The sequence below is a fragment of the Bacillus sp. FSL W8-0848 genome (assembly GCF_038007805.1).
In the GTDB taxonomy this organism is placed as follows: domain Bacteria; phylum Bacillota; class Bacilli; order Bacillales; family Bacillaceae; genus Bacillus; species Bacillus glycinifermentans.
This window is the reverse complement of sequence record NZ_JBBOYB010000001.1, coordinates 2,122,880-2,149,698: the sequence shown is the minus strand read 5'-3', so window position 1 is coordinate 2,149,698 and position 26,819 is coordinate 2,122,880. Positions and strand designations below refer to the sequence as shown.

Genomic DNA, 26,819 nt, shown 5'->3' with positions numbered 1-26,819 from the left:
TGGGGTTTTTTTATAAAAACATTCAATGAAAGCGGAGGGGTAAACATTGAAACATTTGACCGCAATGAACGAGCTGAGTCTTGAGGAGATTTTCGGTCTGATTGAAGAGGCGGAAGCGCTGAAAAAAGGCAAATCTGATCGCGTTCTCTCCGGAAAGTTTGCTGCCAACTTGTTCTTTGAGCCGAGTACACGGACGCGCTTCAGCTTTGAAGTCGCAGAGAAGAAGCTCGGCATGAATGTTTTGAATCTGGACGGTGTATCGACAAGCGTTCAAAAAGGGGAGTCATTGTACGATACGGTACGAACGCTTGAATCCATCGGCGCAGATGTTTGCGTGATCAGGCACTCGGAGGATGATTATTACAAGGAATTGGTCGGGCGTGTCGGCATTCCGGTAATCAATGCCGGAGACGGCTGCGGCCAGCATCCGACGCAATCTCTGCTCGACTTAATGACGATTCACGAGGAATTCGGCAAATTTGACGGACTGACCGTATCGATTCACGGCGACATCAAGCACAGCAGAGTGGCACGCTCGAACGCCGAAGTGCTCTCAAGGCTCGGGGCCGCGGTTCTTTTCTCAGGACCGGACGAGTGGCGGGATGCGGATAATCCGTACGGGACTTATGTGCCGGCGGACGAAGCGGTCGCCAATTCAGACGTCGTGATGCTGCTTCGGATTCAGCACGAGCGCCATCAGACGAAAACGGCCGATCGCGGGTTTTTGCAAACATTCGGATTGTCGCTGGAGCGGGCGAAGCGTTTGAAAAAGGACGCGATCATTATGCACCCGGCCCCGGTCAATCGCGGCGTCGAAATCGACAGCGCGCTTGTGGAATCGGCGCAATCAAGGATTTTTAAACAAATGGAAAACGGGGTCTACATCAGAATGGCGGTTTTAAAAAGAGCGCTTGAGAAACGCGAAAACGAAAAAAGGGGAGATCAGGCTTATGTCTTATTTAATTAAAAACGGCTTCATGCTGGATGAAAACGGCGAAAAAATAAAGCGTGACATCAGGATAGAAGGGGAAGTCATAAGCGAGATCGGCACCCTTGAGGCCGAACCGGGCGAATCGGTCATTGATGCTGAAGGACTGTTCGTCTCTCCCGGACTCATCGACCTTCACGTCCATTTCAGAGAGCCGGGCGGAGAGAAAAAGGAGACGATTGAAACGGGTGCACAAGCAGCGGCAAGAGGCGGTTTCACGACGGTAGCTGCGATGCCGAACACACGACCTGTCCCTGATACGAAAGAACAAATGGATTGGCTGACAAATCGCATTCAGGAAACGGCATCTGTCAGGGTCCTTCCGTACGCCTCGATTACGGTCAGACAGACCGGCAAAGACATGACCGATTTCGACGAATTGTCCGAAGCAGGCGCATTCGCCTTTACAGACGACGGAGTCGGCGTCCAAACTGCCGGAATGATGTTTGAGGCGATGAAAAAGGCGGCCTCGATCAACAAAGCGATCGTCGCCCACTGTGAAGACAATTCGCTGATCTACGGGGGAAGCGTGCACGACGGGGAATTTGCAAAAAAACACGGTCTAAACGGAATTCCTTCGATCTGTGAAGCGGTTCATATTGCAAGAGACGTGCTGCTGGCGGAAGCGGCAGGCTGCCATTATCACGTCTGCCATATCAGCACGAAGGAATCGGTCAGGGCCGTCCGCGACGCTAAAAAGGCCGGAATCCGCGTCACTGCGGAAGTAACGCCGCACCATTTGCTGCTTTGCGACACAGATATACCGGGGCTTGATACGAATTACAAAATGAATCCGCCTCTCAGAAGCAAAGAAGACAGGGAAGCGCTTTTGGAAGGGCTTCTCGATGGAACGATCGATTTTATCGCAACAGACCATGCCCCGCATACGGAAGCGGAAAAACAGCAGACGATGAGCCTCGCCCCGTTTGGAATCGTCGGCTTGGAAACGGCTTTTCCGCTTCTGTACACGCACTTTGTCAAAAACGGTGCCTGGACATTAAAACAGCTTGTCGATTATATGACGGTTAAGCCTTGTGAAGCATTCGGACTGCCATACGGAAGGCTTGAAGCCGGACGACCGGCGGACATCACGCTGATCGATCTTGAAAAAGAAGACAAAATCGATAAAAACCGCTTTCTTTCCAAAGGAAAAAATACGCCGTTTGACGGCATCAACTGCTTCGGCTGGCCTGTATTGACGATGGCTGCCGGAAAAGTCGCTTACAAAGAGGGGAGACTCGTAAAATGAAAAGACGTCTAGTGCTTGAAAACGGAACGATATTTGAAGGGAAGGCCTTCGGCAGCCTGGAGAACACAATGGGGGAAGTCGTGTTCAACACGGGGATGACGGGCTATCAGGAAATTCTCTCAGACCCTTCCTACTGCGGGCAGATTGTCACATTAACCTATCCTCTGATCGGAAACTACGGCATCAACAGAGACGATTTTGAATCGATTACACCTTATGTCAAAGGGTTTATAGTAAAAGAGTTATGTCAACTTCCTTCAAACTGGCGTTCGGCATATACGCTGGATGACTATTTGAAAATGAAGAACATTCCGGGCTTGTCGGGAATCGATACGAGAAAGCTGACGAGAATGATCCGTACGGCAGGGACGCTGAAAGGGATGTTCGCCGGTCCTGATGAGGACGCGGACGCTTTGATCAGAAAAATGAAAGAAACGGAGCTTCCGCGGGATCAGGTCAGTCAAGTGTCAACGAAAACCGCCTATCCGAGCCCTGGAAGAGGCAAGCGGATCGTGCTTGTTGATTTCGGCATGAAACATGGCATCTTAAGGGAATTGAACAAGCGCAAATGCGATTGTATCGTCGTCCCCCACCATGTAACCGCTGAAGAAATCATGCAGCTCAAGCCTGACGGCGTCATGCTGTCAAACGGACCTGGGGATCCGAAGGACGTACCTGAAGCGATTGCCATGATCCAAAACATTCTCGGCAAGGTGCCGCTGTTCGGGATCTGCCTCGGACATCAGCTGTTCGCGCTCGCATGCGGAGCTGAGACCGTCAAGATGAAATTCGGCCACCGCGGCTCCAACCATCCGGTAAAATGCTTGAAAACGGGCAGAGTATCGATCACGGCGCAAAACCACGGCTACACGGTTTCATCTGTTGAAAATACGCCGCTTGAAGTGACGCACGTGGCGATCAACGACAACACGATTGAAGGCCTGAAACATAAATCAGAGCCTGCCTTTACGGTGCAATATCACCCGGAAGCTTCACCGGGACCTGAGGATGCCAACCATTTATTTGATCAATTTCTGCAGATGATTGAAACGACAGAGAAAGAAGGGGAAACGGTATGCCTAAACGCGTAGACATTCAAAAGATTTTGGTGATCGGCTCAGGTCCGATTATAATCGGCCAGGCGGCAGAGTTTGATTATGCGGGCACCCAAGCGTGCCTCGCTTTAAAAGAAGAGGGCTATGAAGTCATTCTCGTCAACTCCAATCCGGCGACGATTATGACGGATACGGAAATGGCAGACAGGGTTTATATCGAACCGCTGACGCTCGAGTTTTTAACGCGGATTATCCGTAAAGAGCGCCCTGATGCGATTTTGCCTACCTTGGGCGGCCAGACAGGCCTGAATTTGGCGGTCGAATTGTCAGAGAACGGCATTTTGGAAGAGTGCGGCGTTGAAGTGCTCGGCACGAAATTGTCCGCGATTCAAAAGGCGGAAGACCGCGATTTGTTCAGAAGCTTGATGAATGAGCTCAACGAGCCGGTGCCGGAAAGCGACATTATCCATTCGTTAGCAGAAGCCCAAGATTTTGTCGGGAAAATCGGGTTTCCGGTCATCGTCAGACCTGCATACACGCTCGGCGGAACCGGCGGAGGAATCTGTTCAAATGAAGATGAACTGAAGGAAATCGTTGAGAACGGCTTGAAAATGAGCCCTGTTCATCAATGTCTGCTCGAAAAAAGCATTGCCGGATATAAAGAGATCGAATATGAGGTGATGAGAGATTCGAACGATCACGCGATCGTCGTCTGCAATATGGAAAACATCGATCCCGTCGGCATCCATACCGGAGACAGCATCGTCGTCGCACCGAGCCAGACGCTGAGCGACCGCGAATACCAAATGCTTCGCAATGTATCGCTTAAAATCATCCGCGCGCTCGAAATCGAAGGAGGCTGCAATGTGCAGCTGGCGCTTGATCCGGACAGTTTCCAATACTACATTATCGAGGTCAACCCGCGGGTCAGCCGTTCTTCAGCGCTCGCTTCAAAGGCGACAGGGTACCCGATTGCAAAGCTCGCTGCCAAAATCGCCGTCGGCTTGTCTCTTGATGAAATGATGAACCCTGTGACAGGAAAAACGTATGCTTCGTTTGAGCCGGCGCTTGATTATGTCGTCTCAAAGATTCCGCGTTGGCCGTTCGATAAGTTTGAATCGGCAAACCGCAAACTCGGCACGCAGATGAAAGCGACGGGCGAGGTGATGGCGATCGGCAGAACGTTGGAGGAATCTCTTCTTAAAGCGGTCCGCTCGCTTGAAGCAGACGTGTACCACCTTGAATTAAAAGATGCAGAAGACATTACAAATGGCGTGCTTGAGAAGCGGATCAAAAAAGCGGGCGATGAACGGCTCTTCTATTTGGCAGAAGCGTTCAGAAGGGGCTATACTGTCCTTGATCTCCACGAATTTTCTAAGATTGACGTTTTCTTCCTGTATAAACTGGAAGGGATTATCCGCTTCGAAGAAAAACTGCAAGCGGAGCGCGGCGATCTTGCGCTGTTGAAAGAGGCGAAAGAACTCGGCTTTTCAGACCGCTTCATCAGCCGCCTGTGGGAAATGCCTGAACGAAAGGTGTATGAGCTTAGAAAAGAAGCGGGCATCACGCCGGTTTATAAAATGGTTGATACGTGCGCGGCCGAATTTGAATCGGAAACGCCTTATTTTTACAGCACGTATGAAGAAGAAAACGAGTCTTTAAGAACCGGGAAAAAGAGCGTGGTCGTGCTCGGCTCAGGCCCGATCCGGATCGGCCAGGGGGTTGAGTTTGACTATGCGACGGTGCATTCGGTCTGGGCGATCAAAGAAGCCGGCTATGAAGCGGTTATCATTAACAACAACCCTGAGACTGTGTCGACGGACTTCAGCATTTCCGACAAGCTGTACTTTGAGCCGCTGACGATTGAAGATGTCATGCATGTCATCGACTTGGAGCAGCCGGAAGGCGTCGTCGTCCAATTCGGCGGACAAACTGCGATCAATCTCGCCAATGAACTGGCAGAGAGGGGGGTAAACATTCTCGGAACGTCGCTGGAGGACTTGGATCGCGCAGAAGACCGCGACAAATTCGAGAATGCGCTTGAAACGCTGAATGTTCCTCAGCCGCTCGGCAAAACGGCAACTTCTGTGGGTGAAGCCGTCACAATCGCAGGCCGTATCGGCTACCCTGTGCTTGTGCGCCCATCCTACGTTCTCGGCGGAAGGGCGATGGAGATCGTGTACCATGAAGAAGAGCTTCTTCATTACATGGAACATGCGGTCAAAATCAACCCGCAGCATCCTGTTCTCATCGATAAATATTTAATCGGAAAAGAAATCGAAGTCGACGCGATTTCCGACGGGGAAACGATCGTCATTCCGGGGATCATGGAGCATATCGAACGGGCGGGCATCCACTCCGGAGACTCGATTGCCGTCTATCCGCCGCAATCGCTCTCTATAGAGATCAAGAAAAAGATCGAACAGTATACGGTCGAACTCGCGAAAGGCTTGAACATCATCGGATTGCTCAACATTCAGTTCGTCCTTTCAAAAGATGAGGTCTATGTCCTTGAGGTGAATCCGCGCTCAAGCCGGACGGTGCCGTTCCTCAGCAAAATCACCGGAATTCCGATGGCAAATCTCGCGACAAAGGTCATTCTCGGCCAAAAGCTTGCCGATATGGGATATACAGAAGGCCTTCAAAAAGAGCAGGAAGGCGTCTATGTAAAAGTTCCGGTCTTCTCCTTCGCAAAGCTGAGGAGAGTGGACATCACGCTCGGTCCGGAAATGAAATCGACTGGTGAAGTCATGGGGAAAGATACGACACTCGAAAAGGCGCTTTATAAAGGACTGATCGCTTCAGGCATCCAGATCCCGAATTACGGATCTGTGCTTCTGACCGTCGCTGATAAAGACAAGGAAGAAGGACTCCATATCGCCAAACGGTTCCACGCCATCGGCTATAAAATCCTGGCGACAGAAGGAACGGCAGATTGCCTGCGGGCGGCATCCGTCCCTGTGAAAACCGTCGGGAAAATCGGCGAGGAAGGCACGAATCTGCTTGACGTCATCCGCAACGGGGAAGCGCAGTTCGTCGTGAATACTTTGACAAAAGGAAAGCAGCCGGAAAGGGACGGCTTCAGAATCAGACGGGAATCGGTGGAAAACGGCGTGGCCTGCCTGACGTCATTAGACACGGCAGAAGCGATTTTGAGGGTGCTAGAAAGCATGAGCTTCCGCGCCGATCATATGCCCGCTGTCAAAGTCGGTCAAGAGGCGGCGGCCGTCAGATGAAAAAAGGATATATGACGGTTCGTTCCAACGATTGCATTGCCGATAACATTTATCAAATGGTGCTGAAAGGGGAGCTCGCTGAGTCGTGCAGCGCCCCCGGCCAGTTCCTTCATTTGAAAGTCGCCGAGTCTGTCACCCCTTTGTTAAGGCGGCCGATCAGCATCGCCCGCATTGATCGGGACAACCGGGAAATCACGGTTATTTTCCGAAAGGACGGAGAGGGGACACGGCTTCTCTCATTAAAGGAAAAGGGAGATCTCGTTGACGTACTCGGACCGCTCGGAAACGGATTTCCGCAAGATGCGCTTGCCCCCGGCCAAACGGCTCTTTTAGTCGGAGGGGGGATCGGCGTCCCGCCGCTTTACGAGCTCGCAAGGCAGCTGACAAGCCGAGGCGTCAATGTCGTTCAAGTGTTAGGATTCGCGTCAGCCAAAGACGTTTTTTACGAGCGGGAATTCTCTGAATTCGGCCCTGTCTATATTGCTACAGCAGACGGCACCCATGGGACGAAAGGGTTTGTCACAGATGTCATCGAAGCAGAAGAGCTTCAGTTTGACTGCCTTCTCGCCTGCGGGCCGACGCCGATGCTGAAGGCGTTAAAGGAGCGCTATCCGGATAAAGACGTTTACTTGTCGATGGAAGAGCGGATGGGCTGCGGAATCGGCGCTTGTTTTGCCTGTGTGTGCCATACGGACGAAAGCGAAAAGCCGTACGTGAAAGTCTGTCTGGACGGCCCTGTTTTTAAAGCGCAGGAGGTGCTTTTGTAATGCTTGAAGTAAATTTGCCCGGCCTCAGGTTGAAAAATCCGATCATTCCGGCTTCCGGATGCTTCGGTTTCGGAAAAGAGTTTGCAAACCTGTATGATCTTTCATGCCTCGGGGCGATCATGATCAAAGCAACGACGAGCGAACCGCGCTTCGGGAATCCGACGCCGAGGGTCGCCGAAACGCAAGCCGGCATGCTGAATGCGATCGGACTGCAAAATCCCGGCGTGCAGGCTGTCATGGAACACGAACTTCCCTGGCTCGAACAATTCGATACGCCGATTATCGCCAATGTAGCCGGTTCACAGCTTGAAGATTATGTCGAGGTTGCGCAAGAAATCAGCAAAGCGCCGAATGTGCATGCGCTCGAGCTGAACATTTCCTGTCCGAACGTCAAAACGGGCGGGATCGCGTTCGGCACGCGTCCGGAAATGGCGGCTGAGCTGACGAAGGCGGTTAAGGGTGTTTCCGATGTGCCCGTTTATGTGAAGCTGTCGCCGAATGTCACAGACATTGCGGAAATCGCCCAAGCGATCGAAGAAGCGGGCGCCGACGGGCTGACGATGATCAACACCCTGATCGGCATGAGGCTCGACTTGAAGACAGGCAAGCCGATTTTGGCGAACAAAACCGGAGGATTATCAGGTCCGGCCGTAAAACCGGTCGCAATCCGGATGGTTTATGAAGTCAGCCAGGCGGTCAGCATTCCGATCATCGGCATGGGCGGGGTGCAGTCGGCGGAAGATGCACTTGAATTTCTGCTGGCAGGGGCGAGCGCGGTCGCGGTCGGCACGGCCAATTTCGTCAATCCGTTCGCCTGTCCGGAAATCATTGAAGACTTGCCGCGCGTTTTAGGAAAATACGGATATCGATCTATTGATGAATGCATCGGAAGGAGCTGGAAACATGAACAATACGCCGCCCATCATCGCGCTTGATTTTCCATCCGCACAGGAAACGCTTGCGTTTTTGAAGCGGTTTGACGGAGAAACTCTTTTTGTAAAAGTCGGAATGGAGCTCTTTTATCAGGAAGGTCCTTACATCCTTGAGCAGCTTAAGAAGCAAAACTGCCGGATATTTCTCGACTTAAAGTGCCATGACATTCCGACGACCGTATATAAGGCGATGAAAAGGCTGGCTGGTTTTGGCGTCAGTCTTGTCAATGTGCACGCAGCAGGGGGAAGACGGATGATGGAGGCCGCGCTTGAAGGCCTTGAAGCCGGGACTGTCTCAGGGCAGAAACGGCCGTCATTAATCGCTGTTACACAGCTGACAAGCACGTCGCCTGACATGCTGCAGCATGAGCTTTTGATCGAAACGCCGCTTGAAGAAACCGTTCTTCGCTACAGCAAGCTCGCAGAAGAGAGCGGGCTTGACGGCGTCGTCTGTTCGGTTCACGAAGCGGACCGGATCTGCCTGGAGACGTCTCCTTCCTTTCTGACGGTGACGCCGGGAATCCGGCTTGCCGATGACAATAAGAACGATCAAGTCAGAGTGGCAACGCCAGCCATGGCGAGGGAAAAAGGCGTTTCCGCGATCGTGGTCGGCCGTTCGATCACACAAGCGGAAGATCCGGTTTCGGCTTATCGAAAAATAGTGCTTGAGTGGGAGGGAATCAAAGCATGAAAACAGAAATTGCAAAGCATCTATTAGCAATCAAGGCGGTTTTCCTGCGGCCGAATGAGCCGTTTACATGGGCGAGCGGCATGAAGTCGCCGATTTACTGCGACAACAGGTTGACGCTTTCGTATCCTGAGGTAAGGGATGACATCGCATCAGGCCTTGCCGGGTTGATCAAAGACAAATATCCGGAAGCAGAAATCATTGCGGGCACGGCAACAGCGGGAATTCCTCACGCGGCGCTTGCCGCTGACAGGCTCCGCCTGCCGATGTGCTACGTCAGAAGCAAGCCGAAAGCGCACGGAAAAGGAAATCAAATCGAAGGAGCGGTCAAAAAAGGGCAAAAAGTTGTTGTTATCGAAGATCTGATCTCGACGGGCGGCAGTGTTCTTGAAGCCGTCTCCGCTTTAAATGATGCCGGCTGCGAGGTGCTTGGCGTTGCTGCAATCTTCACGTACGGGCTTCCGAAAGCGGGTATCGCCTTCGATGAAGCGGGCGTCGAATACCATACCCTGACCGACTACGACACGCTGACAGAAGCAGCGCTTGCCGAAGGCTATATCAGCGAAGCAGATGCAGCAAAGCTGAAAGAATGGAAAGCAGATCCGCAATCAACAGCATGGATAAAAATATGAAGAAAGCAGTCGTCTCTTTATGAAGGGGACGGCTTTTTTGATGCTCCAAAAATAGTAAAATCGAACCATTTTTATTTTTTATTAATCCTATAAAAAAAGTCGGGTTGACTTTTATTCGAATTGTGCTAAAATTTAAAAATACAAAAGCAAACTTATCAAGAGCGGTGGAGGGACTGGTCCGATGAAACCCGGCAACCTGCGTGTATTCGTAAGGTGCTACTTCCAGCAAAATGCGCTCATTTTGAGAGATAAGGAATATATAAAGTTCCTCGTCTTTCTTTCACATTTGGAAGAAAGATTTTATTTTTCGGGGCAAAAGGAGGAGCTGGCAGTGAAAACGGATGAGCAGCTCGACAAAGCGATCATCACAATGAAAGACATGCTGAAAGATATGAGTTACGGATCCATCACATTCGTTGTCCAGGATGGAAAGGTGATTCAAATCGAAAAAAATGAAAAAATAAGATTGAAATAGCTGACTAGACAAACTAGAGGCGGTTTTCACAGAGTTTTTTTCTGCTGAAAGCCGTTTTTTTGTTGGCAAAAAAAGGGGGAAACGAAAATATTTACTTACAGTACATGGGAAGAACCGACGATCACGTTTCAAGAGGATGATTCTTATAAAGGCGCGCTGTCGGTCCTCAAATGGGCGTACGGCCATTACGGCGATCAGCTCGTATACGCCTGCAGCTTCGGAATCGAAGGGATCGTCCTCATTGATTTAATCTATAAGGTGAAAAAAGACGCCGTCATCGTTTTTCTTGATACAGGGCTTCATTTTAAAGAAACGTATGAAACGATCGAGGCTGTCAAAGAACGATATCCGGGCCTTCAGATTATGATGAAGAAACCGGAACTTACAGTCGAACAGCAGGCTCAGGAATACGGGGACAAACTTTGGGAAACCAACCCAAATCTTTGCTGTGAAATGAGAAAGGTCATCCCTCTCCGCGAGACCCTTTCAGCATATCCGGCATGGCTGTCAGGGCTGCGCCGCGAGCAGTCCGAGGGACGGAGCAAGACGAACTTTTTAAACAAGGACGATAAATTCAAGTCCATCAAAGTCTGCCCGCTCATCCATTGGACATGGAAGGATATTTGGAGATATGTGACAAAGCACGATCTGCCGTACAACCCGCTTCACGACCAGGGCTATCCGAGCATCGGCTGCGCCCCGTGCACGTCGCCGGCCTTTACGATGGACGATCTCCGCTCCGGCCGCTGGAATGGATTGAATAAAACAGAATGCGGATTACACGAGTAAGGAGATGAGTCATGGAACTTGCCGCCATTATATTTAGCATGTTTTTTGCGATGAATATCGGTGCGAGCGGTGCAGCGGCCTCTATGGGCATCGCCTACGGATCGGAAGCGGTGAAAAAACAGCTTCACGCGCTTCTGATCTGTTCAGCCGGCATTCTCCTCGGAGCCGTCATCGGCGGAGGAGAAGTCGTCAAAACGATCAGCTCAGGGATCATTCCCGAACGGGTGATTACGCTGGAAATCGTCTGCATCATCATCGGCTCCGCAGCTTTGTCGCTCTTTATCGCAAACGTTCTCGGCATTCCTTTATCGACAAGTGAAGTGACAGTCGGATCTGTCGTCGGTGTAGGTGTCGCGTATCAAGTATTGTATGTCAAATCGTTGATGGTGATTGTCGCCTTTTGGGTGATTGTCCCTTTTATCGCGTTTTGTTTTACGTATGTGATGGCCAAGATTATGAAAAAGACGGTCAAACCGGCCTCTGGAAAAAAACTTCGGATCTTGACGGCCGTTCTGGTCATCGCCGGTTTTATGGAGGCTTTCTCGGCGGGGATGAACAATGTCGCAAACGCTGTCGGGCCGCTGGTGGCGGCGCATGTTTTGACCGTCGGCCAAGGAACGATGTACGGCGGATTGTTTGTCGCGCTCGGCGCCCTTTTATTGGGCCGGCGCGTTCTTGAGACAAACGGCAAAAAAATCACCAGATTCTCCAAAGGAGAGGGGATCCTTCTTTCTGGAACAGGATCGGGTCTTGTCATCATCAGTTCTATTTTCGGCCTTCCGGTTCCGCTCACGCAGGTGACATCATCTTCTATTATAGGGATGGGAATGGCGAAAAACGGCGGCAATGTTTTTCATAAACAAGTGGTCAAAACGATGCTGAAAGTGTGGATCGTTTCGCCATTTCTTTCCTTGAGCCTGTCTTATATGCTGGTCAGCCTTTTCTTAAAAGGAGACTACTATTCTCTCATCGTCGTCACGAGCGTTCTTTTGGCATCAGTCGGAACGATCAGCCTGGTGAGAGCCGTGAAAAAAGAACACAGCTCCGTCCATGAACAGGGCGGGGGAATTTAAGCAACAAGTAGGGGGAAACAAAGTTATGAGTTTAGCGCCACACGGCGGTGTATTGGTTAACCGCGTCAATGAAGCATACGATGTGAAACATATCGGACTGGAAATCGAACTTGACCTGATCGCATTCGCCGATCTCGAATTGATCGGAATCGGAGCGTACAGCCCGATCGAAGGCTTTTTCACTGAAAAAGACTACCTTTCAGTCGTAGAAAATATGAGGCTTGCAAGCGGAGATGTTTGGACGCTTCCGATCAGCCTTCCAGTTGACGGGCGAAAAGCCGCCGAATTCAAAACAGGCGACACCGTCCGCCTCACATACGAAGGAGAAACATACGGGGTAATTGAAATCGAAGACATCTATAAGCCCGATAAGAAAAAGGAAGCGGTGAACGTCTATAAAACTGACGACCTCAACCATCCGGGCGTCAAAAAATTGTTCGAGCGCGGCGAAGTCTATGTCGGCGGCCCGATCACACTCATCAAACGGAGCGAAAAGCAATTCCCTGCCCATACGTTTGAACCGGCGGAAACGAGACGGAAGTTTGCCGAGCTCGGCTGGAAAACGATCGTCGGATTCCAAACGAGAAATCCTGTGCACAGAGCGCATGAATACATTCAAAAAACCGCGCTGGAAACAGTTGACGGACTTTTCCTCAACCCGTTAGTCGGGGAAACGAAGTCAGACGATATTCCGGCAGATGTCAGGATGAAAAGCTACCGGGTGCTGCTTGACGGATATTACCCGAAAGACCGCGTCTTCCTCGGCGTCTTCCCGGCGGCGATGCGCTATGCGGGTCCGAAAGAGGCGATCTTCCACGCGCTCGTCAGAAAAAATTACGGCTGCACCCATTTCATCGTCGGAAGGGACCATGCGGGTGTCGGCGATTATTACGGAACATATGAAGCCCAGGAGCTGTTCGATCAGTTCGCGCCTGAAGAAATCGGCATCACACCGATGAAATTTGAACACAGCTTTTACTGCAATGTGTGCGGATCAATGGCGACGGCGAAAACGTGCCCGCATGACAGGGAGCACCATGTCATTTTGTCCGGCACAAAGGTGAGGGGAATGCTGAGAAACGGCGAGTTCCCGCCAAGCACATTCAGCCGTCCTGAAGTCATCGAAACATTAATCAAAGGCTTAGCAGCCGGCGTTTCTTAAAGGGAGGAAAAACTGTTGGTGAATAAAGACATCGTCTGGCACGAGGCATCCATTACAAAGAAGGAATATCATGAAAAAAACGGCCATAAAAGCGGAATTATTTGGCTGACAGGTTTGAGCGGCTCGGGGAAATCAACGATTGCCAACGCAGCCGCCCGCCAGCTGTTTGAAGAAGGCTTTCAGGTGACGGTGCTTGACGGCGATAACGTCAGACACGGCCTGAACAAAGACCTCGGATTTTCGGATGAGGACCGGAAAGAGAACATCCGCCGGATCGGCGAAGTCGCAAAGCTGTTCGTCGAGCAGGGTACGATCGTGATTACGGCGTTTATTTCTCCTTTTAAAGAAGACCGCGACCTTGTCAGACAGCTCCTCGGGGAAAACGAATTCCATGAAGTGTACGTCAAATGCGATTTGGAAACGTGCGAAAAAAGGGACCCGAAAGGCTTGTACAAAAAAGCGAGAAACGGGGAAATTCGATTTTTCACGGGCATTGATTCGCCGTATGAAGAACCTGAATCGCCTGAGCTCATCCTTAATACGAGCGAGCATGACCGGAACGAGTGCAAAGACAGGCTCGTTGAATACGTAAAAAACGAAACGAAATAAAACGCTTGGCCAATAGGAAAGTGCAATGACTGCACTTTCCTATTTCATAAAGGAAACGTTTGGCGTGTTGTGACATTTTCATCACCGAACGCTTTCTTTATGATTTATAATGAAATGAAGTGAAACGATTTTGATCGATCGGGGGAAAGTGCAAGATGGGGAAAGTGTATATCGTTGGGGCAGGTCCTGGAGACCCCGATTTACTGACAATCAAAGCTTTGAAAGCGATCCAGAAAGCCGACGTCATTTTATACGACCGGCTTGTCAACAAACAGATCCTTCAGCATGCAAAAGAGGGAGCAGACCTCATATACTGCGGAAAGCTTCCCGATTATCATATGATGAAGCAGGAGACGATCAACCATTTTCTCGTCAAATATGCGAAAAAAGGAAAAATCGTCGTCAGACTAAAAGGGGGGGACCCTTTCGTTTTCGGCAGAGGAGGAGAGGAAGCCGCAAGCCTCGCAGAAAACGGAATTCCCTTTGAAATCGTTCCCGGGATCACTTCAGGGATCGCAGCGGCCGCTTATGCCGGCATCCCCGTAACTCACCGGGATGCGAGTTCAAACGTCGCTTTCGTGACGGGCCATTACAAGGCAGAAGAAGACTTTGAGGAAAAGTGGAAAGTGCTGGCGACCGGAATCGATACCCTCGTCATCTACATGGGGATCAAAAACGTGAAGCAAATCGAAAGGCTTTTAATCGAAAACGGCAGAGACCGTTCAACACCGGCTGCTTTCATCCACTGGGGAACGACGGACAAGCAGAAAACGGTGGTTTGCACGGTTGAAACGCTTGCCGAAACCGCCGAAAACGAAAAAATCGTTAACCCGAGCCTCATCGTCATCGGCGATGTGGTCAACTTCCGCTCGCGTTTGAACTGGTACGAAACCGAGCTGAAAAATACAGCACTAAGCGAGGCGCTTTGACATGAAACAAGCCATTTTGTATATCGGCCACGGCAGCCGTCTGAAAAAAGCACAACAAGAAGCAGCCGCTTTTTTGGAAGGGTGCAGAAGCGACATGTCCGCACCCATTCAGGAAATCTCTTTTTTGGAGCTTGCACCGCCTGATATTGAATCGGGATTTAAAGCGTGCGCAGAAAAGGGCGCGACGCATATCGCCGCGGTGCCGCTTCTCCTTTTGACCGCCGCACACGCCAAAAAAGACATCCCGGTAGAAATCGCCCGTGTTTCTTCCCAGTATCCTTCCATCAGCGTCACTTACGGCAAGCCGATCGGCGTTGATCAGGAGGTCGTCAAAGCCGTTTTGACGCGGATCGAAGAGACTGGCGTTCCTTATGAACATGCGAGGATCGTATTGATCGGAAGGGGGAGCTCTGATCCGGACGTCTTGCGGGATGTCACAGAGATTGCAGCCCGCCTCAAAGCGCTGGCTCCGGTTGATGAGGTCATTCCTTGTTTTATGACCGCATGTGAACCGAATTATCGCGACGTTTTTTCACAGCTTAAAGAAAGCGGCGGAAAAACGACATTCATCGTTCCGTATCTGTTGTTTACCGGGATGCTGATGAAGGAGATCGAAAGGGAGACCGAAAAGCTGAAGGAAACCAATCCAGACGTTGTGCTCTCTGAATATCTCGGCTTCCACCCGCACGTCAAAAACGCCTTTTTAAACCGCGTCAAGGAAGCCGTTATTAATCATGACCGTTCCTTCGATTTCAAAGGAGCCGCCGATGCTTCCGCTTCACATTAACATGAGCGGCAAGCCCGTCGTCATCGCAGGCGGGGGGCGGATTGCGGCAAGGCGGCTGAAAGCGGTGGCGGGCGAAGGCGCATCCGTTACCGTCATAAGCCCCGACGTATCGGCTGACATGCTCGAGCTGATCGAAAAACACGGGGTTTGCTGGAAGCGGAAAAAAGCGGAGCCTGAAGATGTGAAAGACGCCTTTCTCATCATACTTGCAACAGATGATCGCGAGGCGAATAAGCGGATTGCAAGATCAGCCGGAGAAGGCCAGCTCGTCAATGTTGCGAGCGAGGCTGAGCTCGGAAATGTGTACGTTCCGAAAATCGTCAAAAAAGGAAACATCACCATCAGTGTCTCGACAAACGGCGCAAGCCCGAGCCATACGATCGAATTGGCCGGGCGGATCGACGGACTGATCGATGACGAGCTCGTCCGGGAGATCGATGAACTTTTCCGGAAAAGAAGAGGCCCGAACCGATAACGGTTCAGGCCTTTTTTTCGTTTAGCGCGAAGTTTTCAGCTTGATGACAAGGTCTTCATCAGGCGTCACGAAAACGGTTTGCTGGCGGTCATATGTGACAAAACCGGGCTTTGCGCCGTTCGGCTTTTTGACATGGCGGATTTTCGTATAGTCGACAGGGACTGAAGCTGAGTTTTTCGCTTTGCTGAAGTATGCTGCGATCCGGGCAGCTTCAAGGATCGTTTGTTCGTCAGGATCGCTTGCGCGGATCACGACGTGCGAGCCCGGGATATCTTTCGTGTGCAGCCAAAGGTCGTCCCGGGCGGCCAGCTTCATCGTCAAATATTCGTTCTGCTTGTTGTTTTTTCCGACGAGGATCGTTTCTCCCGCCGTAGATTCATAGGTTTCCAGAGAAGGGGCTTGTTTTTTCTGCTTTTTCTGGCCCGGCTGCTGTTTGGCGCGCAAATAGTTTCCTTCTTGAAGCTCTTCGCGGATTTCTTGCAGATCCTTTGGCGATGCAGACGCGAGCTGCTGCATCAGCTGGTCGAAATAAGCGATCTCTTCCTCAGCGAGCCTGATTTGTTCTTTGACGACTTCCACTGAATTTTTCGCCTTCTGATATTTTGTAAAATAGCTTTGCGCATTTTCAGACGGCGTTTTATTCGGATTGAGGGGAATTGTGACCTCCCCGCCGTTTTCATCATAATAGTTGGCGACTTTGGCTTCTTTATCGCCTTTTTTCAGCTTGTAAAGGTTTGCCGTCAACAGCTCTCCGTACAGCTGGTATTCCTTGGCGTTTTTGGAATCCGCCAGCGTTTTTTTGAGCTTTTTGATCTTGTTTTCGTTCTTTTTCTTTTCGTTCATGACGAACCGTTCCAAGTCATGGGCCTGCTGTTTGACGCGGTCCCTTTCCGCTTTTCCGAAATAGTAGCGGTCAAGGAGTCCGCTCAGCGTCCCGAACGGCCGCCTGTCTCCTTTTACGTGCGTCAAATCAAGCAGATAGAAATATTCCTTTCCGTCTTCTGTCACAAGCTGCGGGGTAAAGCTCTGGTTTTTGACGTCGGCAAACATCCTCATAAGCGCATCTGGAAGCGTTGCCCTGTTTGCAAGCCCGGCCCGGAACACGGCTTCTTTTGCAAAGAGGGGGGAGACCCCGGAGAAGGTGTCGACGATCTGTCTGTCTAATTTCCCCTCCTGAAAATTGAGGTGGCGGAGAATGTCTTCCTTATCCGCCTCAAGCGGCGACAGCTTGTTTTGCGCGGGCGGCAGGATGTAATCATAGCCTGGAAGAACGGTCCGATAGCTGTTAATCGATGGAGAAAGGTGCTTTAAGCTGTCAATGATGATGCCTTTTTCCCCGTCGGTCAAGACGATGTTGCTGTGCCTTCCCATGATTTCCACGACGAGCTTTCTTGTGAGCATGTCGCCGACTTCATTGCGGCTTTTCATGTGAAATACGATCACCCTGTCCATGCCGACTTGTTCGATCTGTTCGACGAAACCGCCCTCCAAATGCTTGCGGAGGAGCATGCAAAACATCGGCGGAGCGCTCGGATTGCCGTACGCTTCCTCTGTAAGATGAACCCTGGCATAGCTGGGGTGGGCGGAGAGCAGCAGTTTGCGGTTTTTTCCGTTAGCCCTGATGTGAAAAATCAGCTCATGCTTAAACGGCTGATGGATTTTGGTGATTCGCCCGCCCCTAATCGTTTCATTCAATTCTCCTATCATTCCGTATGTAAAAATGCCGTCAAAAGACATATTAAAAACACCCTTTTCTTATTTATCCTCTTCATCATGTGTCTGTCCGAATAATTATAGCATGATTTAGGACGAGTCTGAATAAATTGACTTATAGAGACAAAGGAAAGCTTTAAGGGCAGAAGGAGTGGACGATTCAATGAAATGGCACGAGATGGGACAAACCGAATTGTTAAACGTAACAAAAACGTCCATTGAGAAAGGGCTGACAGAAAAAGAGGTTAAAAAGCGGCTTGAAAGACACGGGGCAAACGAACTTCTTGAAGGCGAAAAAACGTCGGCATTGGCTTTGTTTTTTTCGCAGTTTAAAGACTTCATGGTTCTTGTGCTGCTTGCGGCCACGGTGGTTTCCGGCTTTTTGGGTGAATATATCGACGCGATTGCCATCATTGCGATCATCTTCGTAAACGGCATCCTCGGTTTTTTCCAGGAACGAAAGGCGGAGAAATCGCTTCAGGCATTAAAGGAACTGTCCGCCCCGCAGGTGACGGCGCTCCGCGACGGAAGCTGGGTCAAAATTCCTTCAAGAGAGCTTGTGCCGGGAGATGTCGTGCGTTTTTCAAGCGGGGACAGAATCGGTGCTGATCTCAGGCTGATCGAGACGAAAAGTCTTGAAATAGAAGAGTCGGCACTAACCGGCGAGTCGCTTCCGGTATCAAAGCAGTCGGAACGTTTTCAGGCTTCGGATGTGTCGCTCGGCGATTTGACGAACATGGCCTTTATGGGAACGCTCGTGACAAGGGGAAGCGGGATCGGGATCGTCATTGGCACCGGGATGAACTCGGCGATGGGAAAAATCGCCGATATGCTTGAGTCGGCCGGAAATGCGGCGACTCCGCTGCAAAGAAGGCTGGAGGAGCTCGGGAAAATCCTGATCGTGGCTGCGCTCTTGTTGACGCTCCTTGTCGTGGTGGCAGGCGTTGTTCGAGGCCATGATCTGTACAGCATGTTTTTAGCCGGCGTTTCGCTCGCCGTCGCCGCCATTCCCGAAGGGCTGCCGGCGATTGTCACGGTCGCCCTGTCCCTCGGCGTTCAGCGGATGATCAGGCAAAAATCGATCGTCAGAAAGCTGCCCGCCGTTGAAACGCTGGGCTGCGCTTCGATTATTTGCTCCGATAAGACGGGAACGATGACGCAGAACAAAATGACCGTCACCCACGTATGGTCAGAGGGGAAAACGTGGAACGTGTCAGGCATCGGCTACGATCCACAAGGCTCTTTCAGCATGAACGGCCGGGAGATTCAAGTCAAAAACCACAAGTCATTGCAGCAGGTGCTCCTGTTTGGCGCATTGTGCAATTCATCCTCGATCATTGAAGAAGACGGCGAGTTCCGCCTCGATGGAGACCCGACGGAAGGCGCTCTGTTGACAGCCGCCAAAAAAGCGGGGTTTACGGACCGATATGTCAGCGGACATTTTAAGATTGTCGAAGAGTTTCCGTTTGATTCGGCCCGGAAAATGATGTCCGTCGTCGCGGAGGATGCAAGCGGCAAGCGCTTTGTCATTGCCAAGGGCGCTCCCGATGTGTTAATGAAGCGCTCCTCCGCCGTCTATAAAGAAGGCAGGCGCGAGCCGATTACAAAAGAGAGACTCGCCGAAACGAACACCGCGCTGGAAATGCTCGCATCCCAGGCGCTGAGGACGATTGCTGTCGCCTATAAACCGGTCAGGGAATCTGCGAATCTCACCCTTGAAAAAGCGGAGTCAGACTTAACGTTTATCGGGCTTTTGGGAATGATTGACCCTCCTCGGCCTGAAGTAAAACAGGCCATTAAAGAATGCCGCGATGCCGGAATCAAAACGGTCATGATCACAGGCGACCACGTGACAACGGCAAAGGCGATTGCAAAACAGCTGGGGCTTTTGCCGCGGGGCGGTAAAGTCATGGACGGGCAGACGCTCAATGAGCTTACACAGGAAGAGCTGACAGAAATCGTCGAAGACGTGTACGTGTTTGCCAGAGTATCGCCCGAGCACAAGCTGAAAATCGTCACTGCCTATCAGGAAAACGGCCATGTGGTCGCGATGACGGGTGACGGCGTCAATGATGCGCCGGCGATCAAGCAGGCTGATATCGGCATCGCGATGGGCATCACCGGAACAGATGTCGCCAAAGAAGCTTCATCCCTCATTCTTGTCGATGATAATTTCGCCACGATCAAGTCGGCGATCAAAGAAGGGCGGAACATCTACGAAAATATTAGGAAGTTTATCAGATATCTGCTCGCTTCAAATGTCGGGGAAATTCTTGTCATGCTGTTTGCGATGATGCTTGCCCTGCCGTTGCCGCTCGTTCCGATCCAGATCCTTTGGGTCAACCTTGTGACGGACGGACTGCCGGCCATGGCGCTCGGAATGGATCAGCCGGAAGGCGATGTGATGAGGCGGAAGCCGCGCCACCCGAAAGAGGGGGTCTTTGCGAGAGGCCTTGGCTGGAAAGTTGTATCGCGCGGCTTTTTAATCGGGGCGGCGACGCTTGCGGCATTCATGTTTATCTACCACCGCAACCCGGATGCGCTTGCATATGCCCAGACCGTTGCGTTTGCCACTCTGGTGCTTGCCCAGCTCATTCACGTGTTTGACTGCCGCAGCGAGCGGTCCATTTTTGAACGGAACCCGTTTGAAAACGTTTATCTGCTCGGCGCCGTGTTGTCTTCGATTGTACTGATGCTTGTCGTCATTTACTATCCGCCGCTGCAGCCGATCTTCCACACCGTGCCGATCTTAATGGCGGACTGGCTGCTGATTATCGGAATGTCGGCCATCCCAACTTTTTTGCTTGCCGGGTCACTTTTGACAAGAAAAAAGTAGGCTTGTATGATATAATCTTAAAGGTAATAGAGGTTTCTATTGCCTTTTTAAGCTTGCCGGAAATCGCTTCGGCATTTTCGTGAGAAGGCACATCGTTGCCTAAAGCATCATCAATTTTTGATGAAAGTATACAGAATTGGGTGTGTTTTATGATACGGAGTATGACCGGTTTCGGCAGCGCGAGCAAAACGGAGGATGGTCTGACGGTAGCTGTTGAGCTGAAATCTGTCAACTATCGCTTTAAAGAAGTGAACGCCCGCATGCCAAGGCCATTGCTCTATTTGGAAGACAAAATAAAGCAGACGATTTTTAAACATATACAAAGAGGACGGCTGGAGCTGTTTGTTTCGGTTGACGATGAGGCGCTCATCAGCCGGAAAATCCAGGTCGACTGGCCGCTGCTTGAAGAATACATGAAGACGGCCGGCGAAATGAAAGACCGCTATAAGCTTTCAGGCGAGATCACGCTTCATGATGCCTTACGGTTTGAACACGTCATACAAATCGAAGAGGAGCCCGTTTATCACGAACACCTTGAGCGGGTTCTCCTTGAGGCGGTTGAAGCGGCCGTCAGCGAACTGTGCAGCATGCGCGAAGCTGAGGGAGAGAGACTGAAAGACGACTGCCTTCAGCACATCGCTAAGCTTGAGAAACTGACCGGCGAAATCGAAGCGCTCGCCCCCGCGGTCGTCGACCATTACCGCGAACGCCTTGAATCAAGGCTTGAAGAATGGTCGGCCGACCGTTTTGACGAAAGCCGCCTGCTGACGGAAGTGGCCTTGTTTGCAGACCGCTCAGACATCACGGAAGAAGTAACGAGGCTGAAAAGCCATTTCCGCCAGTTCCGCGATATTTGCGAAGCGGGAGGCGCCTGCGGCCGCAAGCTCGACTTTCTCGTTCAGGAATTAAACCGCGAATCCAACACGATTGGTTCAAAGGCAAATGATCACCACATCACAAAACGCGTGGTCGAAATGAAAAGCTCTATTGAAAAAATAAAAGAACAAGTGCAAAATATAGAATAGCGATTGTGCGTATTGTTTACGGACGTTCTCATCAGGTTAAACTAGAGACGTCCAAATATACAGGGGGAACGTATAGGATGACGATTAAACTGATCAATATCGGCTTTGGAAATATCATATCCGCCAACCGGCTCATCTCGATTGTGAGTCCTGAGTCCGCGCCCATCAAACGGATGATCCAGGACGCGAGAGACCGCGGCATGCTCATAGATGCTACATATGGAAGAAGAACGCGTGCGGTTGTCATTATGGACAGTGACCATATCATCTTATCTGCCGTCCAGCCTGAGACAGTAGCACAAAGGCTTTCTGTAAAAGAAGAAATCATGGATGAAGGGCAGGGATAAAGAGCCTTATGAAAGAAAGAGGATTATTGATCGTTCTCTCCGGCCCTTCAGGCGTCGGCAAAGGAACAGTCAGACAGGCGCTGTTTGCTCAGGAGGACACAAAATTTGAATATTCGATTTCCGTCACGACGAGAAAGCCGAGACAAGGCGAACGGGACGGAGTGGACTACTTTTTTAAAACCCGCGAAGAGTTTGAAGAAATGATTGAGAACAACAAGCTGCTCGAATGGGCCGAATACGTCGGCAACTATTACGGCACGCCCATTGACTACGTTGAAAAAACGCTTCAGGAAGGAAAGGACGTTTTCCTTGAAATCGAGGTTCAGGGAGCGCTTCAAGTGAGGAAGGCCTTTCCAGAAGGGCTGTTTATCTTTTTGGCGCCGCCGAGCCTCGCCGAGCTGAAAAACCGGATCGTCACAAGAGGGACGGAAACAGAGGCCCTCATCGAAAACCGGATGAAAGCGGCGAAGGAAGAAATCGAACTGATGGACGCCTATGACTATGTTGTCGAAAATGACAGCATCGAGCTTGCCTGCGAAAAAATTAAAGCAATCGTTCTCGCCGAGCATTTGAGGCGGGATCGCGTTGCCCCAAGATATAAGAAAATGCTGGAGGTTGAATAAACTTATGCTAGATCCGTCAATTGACTCTCTCATGAATAAACTGGATTCAAAATACACGCTTGTGACCGTTGCTGCAAGACGCGCCCGCGAAATGCAGATGAACAAAGACGAACAGATCGAAAATCCGAAATCTCACAAATATGTCGGCAGAGCCCTTGAAGAAATTGATGCTGGCCTATTGACGTTTGAAAAAGAAAATCGCTAATAGCCGAAAAAATAGCAACCTATCCATTAGGTTGTTATTTTTTTCACGGCCACGAACTAAAACGTAAGGGGGAAAAACGATGCTGAAAAATCGAAACATCTTGCTGGGCGTAAGCGGAGGGATTGCGGTTTATAAAGCGGCCGCATTGACGAGCAAACTTGTTCAGGCAGGGGCAAACGTGAAGGTCATCATGACAAAATCCGCCTGTGAATTTGTTTCCCCGCTCACCTTTCAGGCGCTCTCCCGGCATGAAGTATATACAAATACATTTGAAGAGCCGAATCCGCGCGTGATCGCCCACATCGATGCCGCCGACTGGGCCGATCTCGTCATCGTCGCCCCGGCCACGGCCAATATCATCGGAAAACTCGCGTCAGGCATCGCCGATGACATGCTGACGACGACGCTTTTGGCGACGACCGCGCCGGTATGGATCGCGCCGGCGATGAACGTTCATATGTATGACCATCCGGCCGTAAAACGGAATATCGACATTCTGTATCAGGACGGCTACCGGTTTATTGAACCGAGTGAAGGGTACCTTGCGTGCGGTTATGTCGGCAAAGGCAGGCTGGAGGAGCCTGAGCGGATCGTAGAGCTTGCCGAAGAGCATTTTTCAGGCGGAAGGATGAGCCCTTTGAAAGGTAAACACGTTGTGGTCACGGCGGGTCCGACAAGGGAGCAGATCGACCCTGTCCGCTTTTTCTCAAACCGTTCAACGGGCAAGATGGGCTATGCAATCGCTGAAGAAGCCGCAAAGCTGGGCGCCCGCGTGACACTGGTTTCGGGTCCGACATCGCTTGAAGCGCCGTCCGCTGTTGACGTCGTCCGCGTCAATTCGGCTGATGACATGTATGATGCGGTCTTATCCGTATTTGAAGACGCAGACATCGTTTTTAAAACGGCAGCTGTCGCGGACTATAGGCCAAAATACGTCCATGACCAAAAAATGAAGAAAAAGGACGGGAGCCTCGTGATTGAGCTTGAGCGGACAAAAGATATTTTAAAAGAGCTCGGTCAGCGGAAAACAAAACAAATCTTAATCGGATTCGCTGCGGAAACGCAGCATGTCGAAGAGTATGCGCAAAAAAAGCTGGCATCCAAAAACCTCGACATGGTCGTCGCCAACAACATTACGGCCGAAGGCGCCGGCTTTGGAACGGAGACGAACATTGTGACGGTTTTTTATCAAAACGGGGAAAAGAAAGCGCACCCGCTGATGACGAAGCGGGAGGTCGCATCTGAAATCCTGAAGGACGCCGCTGCGCTCGCCGAACGGGGCGGGACGTCTTCATGAACTTTGCCGAAGTGATCGTCGATGTCACTACGAAAAATATTGACAGACCGTTTGATTACCGGATTCCTGACAAATGGAGGGGAATGATCAAGAAAGGGATGCGGGTTGTCGTCCCCTTCGGCCCCCGAAAAATTCAAGGGTTCGTCATCAATGTGAAAGACGCTTCAGATCTTTCCGGGCGGTCTGTCAAGGACATTGAGGAAATCCTTGACCTGACGCCTGTTTTGACCGAAGAGCTGCTCGAGCTGTCCGACTGGCTGACGGAAAAGACGCTTTCATATAAAATCACGGCTTTACAGGCGATGCTTCCGCCGGCCATGAAGGCGAAATACGCGAAAGAAATCAAAGTGATCGGGAAAAAACCGCTTCCAGAACCATTACAAAGCCTGTTTTCAGAAAGAAACGCACTTTCCTATTCAGATATCGAAGATCCCCGGACACTAAAGCTCATTCAGCGCCAGGTTCAAGAGGGAAACCTTGAAGTGGCGTACAAGGTCAACCAAAAAACGAACAAAAAGACGCAGCGCACGGTATCGGCCCTCCGTCCGAAAGCTGAACTGAAAGAGGCGCTTTCGGGGCTTTCCCCGCAGGCTGTCAAACAAAAAGCGATTCTCGAATTTTTTATTGAGGGCAGTGAAGGGATGACTGTAACCGTAAAAGAGCTTTTAGACAAAACCGGAGGGTCGTCCGCCTCCTTGAAAACGCTTTTGGAAAAAGGTTTGTTGCAGGAAGGGGAGCAGGAGGTTTACCGGGACCCCTATCAGGACAGAATGTTCAAAAAAACCGAACCGCTTCCGCTGACAGAAGAGCAGTCGCGGGCTTATGAAGCGATTTCTGAAGCGGTTGAAAACGACCGTCATGACGTCTTTCTCCTTCATGGTGTAACGGGAAGCGGCAAAACGGAAATCTATCTGCAATCGATTGAAAAAGTGCTGAACGCCGGAAAAGAAGCGATCGTCCTCGTGCCGGAAATCTCGCTGACTCCGCAGATGGTTCATCGTTTTAAAGGCCGGTTCGGCTCACAGGTGGCGGTTTTGCACAGCGGCCTTTCCACAGGAGAAAAGTATGATGAATGGCGAAAAATCCACCGCAAAGAGGTCCGCCTTGCAGTAGGGGCGCGCTCTGCGATTTTCGCCCCCTTTGAAAACCTCGGAATGATCATCATTGACGAAGAGCATGAGACATCATACAAACAGGAGGAAATGCCGAGATATCATGCGAAGGAAGCGGCGATTAAACGGGCTGAGCACCACCGGTGTCCGGTTGTTCTCGGGAGCGCGACGCCGACGCTTGAATCGTTTGCAAGGGCAAAAAAAGGCGTGTACAAGCTTCTGTCCCTCAAGCGCCGCGTCAAAAGCCAGGTCATGCCTGATGTTTCGCTCGTCGATATGAGGGAGGAGCTGAGAAACGGAAACCGCTCGATGTTTTCGAGAGCTTTAATGGAAGAACTCGAAAAAACGCTTGAAAAAGGCGAACAGGCCGTTCTGTTTTTAAACAAAAGGGGCTATTCCTCATTTGTGATGTGCAGGGACTGCGGCTATGTCATCCAGTGTCCGCATTGCGAAATTTCCCTCACATACCACAGATTCGGACAGCGCCTGAAATGCCACTACTGCGGCTTTGAAACCGGCATGCCGTCAAGATGTCCCGAATGCGCAAGCGAGCACATCCGCTACTTTGGCACGGGGACGCAGCGGGTCGAAGAAGAATTGACGAAAATTCTCCCGCAAGCCAGGGTGATCCGCATGGATGTTGATACAACGTCCCGGAAAGGAGCGCATGAAAAGCTGCTGACATCCTTCGGCAAAGGTGAAGCCGATATTTTGCTCGGGACGCAGATGATCGCCAAAGGCCTTGATTTCGAAAATGTCACGCTCGTCGGCGTGCTGAGCGCAGACACGATGCTGCACATCCCCGATTTCAGGGCCGCTGAAAAGACGTTTCAGCTTATGACGCAAGTCAGCGGGAGAGCAGGGCGCCACGAAAAACCGGGCAAGGTGATTATTCAAACCTATACGCCGTCGCACTACAGCATCCAGCTTACAAAAACGCACGACTATGAAACGTTTTTTCAGCAGGAGATGATGCACAGAAGGGTACAGGCGTATCCGCCGTATTATTACTTGGCACTCATCACCGTGTCCCATGAAGAGGTGGCAAAGACGGCTCTCGTTACCGAAAAAATCGCCCAATATTTAAAGGCGAACATTCAGGGAGATGCGAAAATCCTCGGGCCCGTCGCTTCGCCGATCGCCAGGATCAAGGATAGATATCGCTACCAATGCGTGATAAAATACAAACAGGATCATCAGCTGACACCTTTGCTGAAAAACATTATGGATCATTACAAGCGCGATATCGAACAAAAGCAATTGACGATCTCGATCGATATGAATCCGTATATGATGATGTAACAATACAATGTGATGGAGGAATTATAGATTGGCAGTAAAACCGATCGTGACGTACCCGGCAGATGTTCTCGAAACGCCTGCCGAGCCCGTTGCGGCTTTTGATAAATCGTTGAAAAAACTACTTGATAACATGTATGATACGATGCTTGAACTTGACGGAGTCGGACTGGCCGCACCGCAAATCGGCGTCTCCAAAAGGGCGGCTGTCGTTGATATCGGTGATGAAACGGGAAGAATCGAACTGATTAATCCCGAGATCATTGAAGAGCGCGGCGAACAAACAGGACCGGAAGGATGCTTAAGCTTCCCCGATCTGTACGGTGAGGTCACGCGGTCTGATTACGTGAAAGTGCGGGCGCTCGACCGCCGCGGAAAGCCGTTCACCATTGAAGCGGAAGGCTTTTTGGCGAGAGCGCTGCTTCATGAAATCGACCATTTGGACGGCATTTTATTTACATCAAAAATCACGCGCTACTATGATGCGGAAGAACTTGCGGAAATGGAAGGATGATT

25 protein-coding genes and 1 riboswitch are annotated in these 26,819 nt (G+C 50.8%); of the genes, 24 read left to right on the top strand and 1 reads right to left on the bottom strand.

Annotated elements, in window-relative coordinates; all coding sequences use genetic code 11:
• The first annotated feature begins 46 nt into the window (after positions 1-46).
• The 16 genes from NSQ39_RS11220 (at position 47) to NSQ39_RS11145 (ending at position 15,846) form a co-directional block, all read left to right on the top strand.
• On the top strand, positions 47-967 hold the full coding sequence (locus NSQ39_RS11220) for an aspartate carbamoyltransferase catalytic subunit (protein ID WP_046130706.1): 921 nt from the start codon (positions 47-49) through the stop codon (positions 965-967).
• Positions 951-2,237 (top strand): dihydroorotase, encoded by a 1,287-nt coding sequence (locus NSQ39_RS11215; RefSeq protein ID WP_175076827.1) that lies wholly within the window; start codon positions 951-953, stop codon positions 2,235-2,237. Before NSQ39_RS11220 ends, NSQ39_RS11215 begins: the two co-directional genes overlap by 17 nt.
• Positions 2,234-3,328, top strand: coding sequence for a carbamoyl phosphate synthase small subunit (locus tag NSQ39_RS11210; RefSeq protein ID WP_046130704.1), 1,095 nt, complete (start codon positions 2,234-2,236; stop codon positions 3,326-3,328). Before NSQ39_RS11215 ends, NSQ39_RS11210 begins: the two co-directional genes overlap by 4 nt.
• Positions 3,313-6,528 (top strand): carbamoyl-phosphate synthase (glutamine-hydrolyzing) large subunit, encoded by a 3,216-nt coding sequence (gene carB / locus NSQ39_RS11205; RefSeq protein WP_175076826.1) that lies wholly within the window; start codon positions 3,313-3,315, stop codon positions 6,526-6,528. The genes NSQ39_RS11210 and carB overlap by 16 nt, the downstream gene beginning before the upstream one ends.
• On the top strand, positions 6,525-7,295 hold the full coding sequence (locus NSQ39_RS11200) for a dihydroorotate dehydrogenase electron transfer subunit (protein ID WP_046130702.1): 771 nt from the start codon (positions 6,525-6,527) through the stop codon (positions 7,293-7,295). Before carB ends, NSQ39_RS11200 begins: the two co-directional genes overlap by 4 nt.
• On the top strand, positions 7,295-8,230 hold the full coding sequence (locus NSQ39_RS11195; protein WP_046130701.1) for a dihydroorotate dehydrogenase: 936 nt from the start codon (positions 7,295-7,297) through the stop codon (positions 8,228-8,230). The genes NSQ39_RS11200 and NSQ39_RS11195 overlap by 1 nt, the downstream gene beginning before the upstream one ends.
• A complete protein-coding gene (gene pyrF / locus NSQ39_RS11190; RefSeq protein ID WP_046130700.1) occupies positions 8,199-8,918 on the top strand; it encodes an orotidine-5'-phosphate decarboxylase in 720 nt (239 codons plus the stop codon). Before NSQ39_RS11195 ends, pyrF begins: the two co-directional genes overlap by 32 nt.
• Positions 8,915-9,547 carry an orotate phosphoribosyltransferase gene (pyrE, locus tag NSQ39_RS11185; protein WP_175076825.1) on the top strand — a complete coding sequence of 211 codons (633 nt, stop codon included), beginning with the start codon at positions 8,915-8,917 and terminating at the stop codon, positions 9,545-9,547. The genes pyrF and pyrE overlap by 4 nt, the downstream gene beginning before the upstream one ends.
• Before the next feature lie 149 nt (positions 9,548-9,696).
• Positions 9,697-9,802: riboswitch (SAM riboswitch) on the top strand.
• 115 nt (positions 9,803-9,917) lie between these two features.
• Entirely contained in the window at positions 9,918-10,022 is a 105-nt protein-coding gene (locus NSQ39_RS11180) for a YezD family protein (RefSeq protein ID WP_438823812.1), read from the top strand.
• An 87-nt stretch (positions 10,023-10,109) separates the two neighbouring features.
• Positions 10,110-10,811: a phosphoadenylyl-sulfate reductase gene (locus NSQ39_RS11175; protein ID WP_046130697.1), complete on the top strand. Its 702-nt coding sequence runs from the start codon at positions 10,110-10,112 to the stop codon at positions 10,809-10,811.
• A gap of 11 nt (positions 10,812-10,822) precedes the next feature.
• Complete coding sequence (locus NSQ39_RS11170; protein WP_335498641.1) at positions 10,823-11,884, top strand: inorganic phosphate transporter; 1,062 nt, start codon at positions 10,823-10,825, stop codon at positions 11,882-11,884.
• 25 nt (positions 11,885-11,909) lie between these two features.
• Positions 11,910-13,046, top strand: coding sequence for a sulfate adenylyltransferase (sat, locus tag NSQ39_RS11165; protein ID WP_341014898.1), 1,137 nt, complete (start codon positions 11,910-11,912; stop codon positions 13,044-13,046).
• Positions 13,047-13,061: 15 nt separating this feature from the next.
• Positions 13,062-13,655: an adenylyl-sulfate kinase gene (gene cysC, locus NSQ39_RS11160; protein ID WP_046130694.1), complete on the top strand. Its 594-nt coding sequence runs from the start codon at positions 13,062-13,064 to the stop codon at positions 13,653-13,655.
• 155 nt (positions 13,656-13,810) lie between these two features.
• Positions 13,811-14,584 carry a uroporphyrinogen-III C-methyltransferase gene (gene cobA, locus NSQ39_RS11155; protein ID WP_175076823.1) on the top strand — a complete coding sequence of 258 codons (774 nt, stop codon included), beginning with the start codon at positions 13,811-13,813 and terminating at the stop codon, positions 14,582-14,584.
• A 1-nt stretch (position 14,585) separates the two neighbouring features.
• Complete coding sequence (locus tag NSQ39_RS11150) at positions 14,586-15,371, top strand: sirohydrochlorin chelatase (protein ID WP_175076822.1); 786 nt, start codon at positions 14,586-14,588, stop codon at positions 15,369-15,371.
• On the top strand, positions 15,352-15,846 hold the full coding sequence (locus NSQ39_RS11145; RefSeq protein WP_046130691.1) for a precorrin-2 dehydrogenase/sirohydrochlorin ferrochelatase family protein: 495 nt from the start codon (positions 15,352-15,354) through the stop codon (positions 15,844-15,846). The genes NSQ39_RS11150 and NSQ39_RS11145 overlap by 20 nt, the downstream gene beginning before the upstream one ends.
• Positions 15,847-15,867: 21 nt before the next feature.
• Here NSQ39_RS11145 and NSQ39_RS11140 read toward each other — a convergent pair whose 3' ends face one another.
• Positions 15,868-17,583, bottom strand: a complete 1,716-nt coding sequence (locus NSQ39_RS11140; RefSeq protein ID WP_046129014.1) for an Rqc2 family fibronectin-binding protein — start codon at positions 17,581-17,583, stop codon at positions 15,868-15,870.
• A gap of 139 nt (positions 17,584-17,722) precedes the next feature.
• Here NSQ39_RS11140 and NSQ39_RS11135 point away from each other — a divergent pair, with 139 nt between their 5' ends.
• The 8 genes from NSQ39_RS11135 (at position 17,723) to def (ending at position 26,817) form a co-directional block, all read left to right on the top strand.
• Entirely contained in the window at positions 17,723-20,395 is a 2,673-nt protein-coding gene (locus NSQ39_RS11135; protein WP_046129013.1) for a calcium-translocating P-type ATPase, SERCA-type, read from the top strand.
• Positions 20,396-20,544: 149 nt separating this feature from the next.
• Complete coding sequence (locus NSQ39_RS11130) at positions 20,545-21,420, top strand: YicC/YloC family endoribonuclease (RefSeq protein WP_046129012.1); 876 nt, start codon at positions 20,545-20,547, stop codon at positions 21,418-21,420.
• 77 nt (positions 21,421-21,497) lie between these two features.
• Positions 21,498-21,767 (top strand): extracellular matrix/biofilm regulator RemA, encoded by a 270-nt coding sequence (gene remA, locus NSQ39_RS11125; protein ID WP_003181657.1) that lies wholly within the window; start codon positions 21,498-21,500, stop codon positions 21,765-21,767.
• Positions 21,768-21,775: 8 nt separating this feature from the next.
• Positions 21,776-22,390: a guanylate kinase gene (gene gmk / locus NSQ39_RS11120; RefSeq protein WP_046129011.1), complete on the top strand. Its 615-nt coding sequence runs from the start codon at positions 21,776-21,778 to the stop codon at positions 22,388-22,390.
• A 4-nt stretch (positions 22,391-22,394) separates the two neighbouring features.
• On the top strand, positions 22,395-22,595 hold the full coding sequence (gene rpoZ, locus NSQ39_RS11115) for a DNA-directed RNA polymerase subunit omega (protein ID WP_046129010.1): 201 nt from the start codon (positions 22,395-22,397) through the stop codon (positions 22,593-22,595).
• Positions 22,596-22,674: 79 nt separating this feature from the next.
• Complete coding sequence (coaBC, locus tag NSQ39_RS11110; RefSeq protein ID WP_046129009.1) at positions 22,675-23,892, top strand: bifunctional phosphopantothenoylcysteine decarboxylase/phosphopantothenate--cysteine ligase CoaBC; 1,218 nt, start codon at positions 22,675-22,677, stop codon at positions 23,890-23,892.
• Positions 23,889-26,306, top strand: coding sequence for a primosomal protein N' (gene priA, locus NSQ39_RS11105; protein WP_341014886.1), 2,418 nt, complete (start codon positions 23,889-23,891; stop codon positions 26,304-26,306). Before coaBC ends, priA begins: the two co-directional genes overlap by 4 nt.
• A 28-nt stretch (positions 26,307-26,334) precedes the next feature.
• A complete protein-coding gene (def, locus tag NSQ39_RS11100) occupies positions 26,335-26,817 on the top strand; it encodes a peptide deformylase (protein WP_046129007.1) in 483 nt (160 codons plus the stop codon).
• The last annotated feature ends 2 nt before the right edge of the window (positions 26,818-26,819 follow it).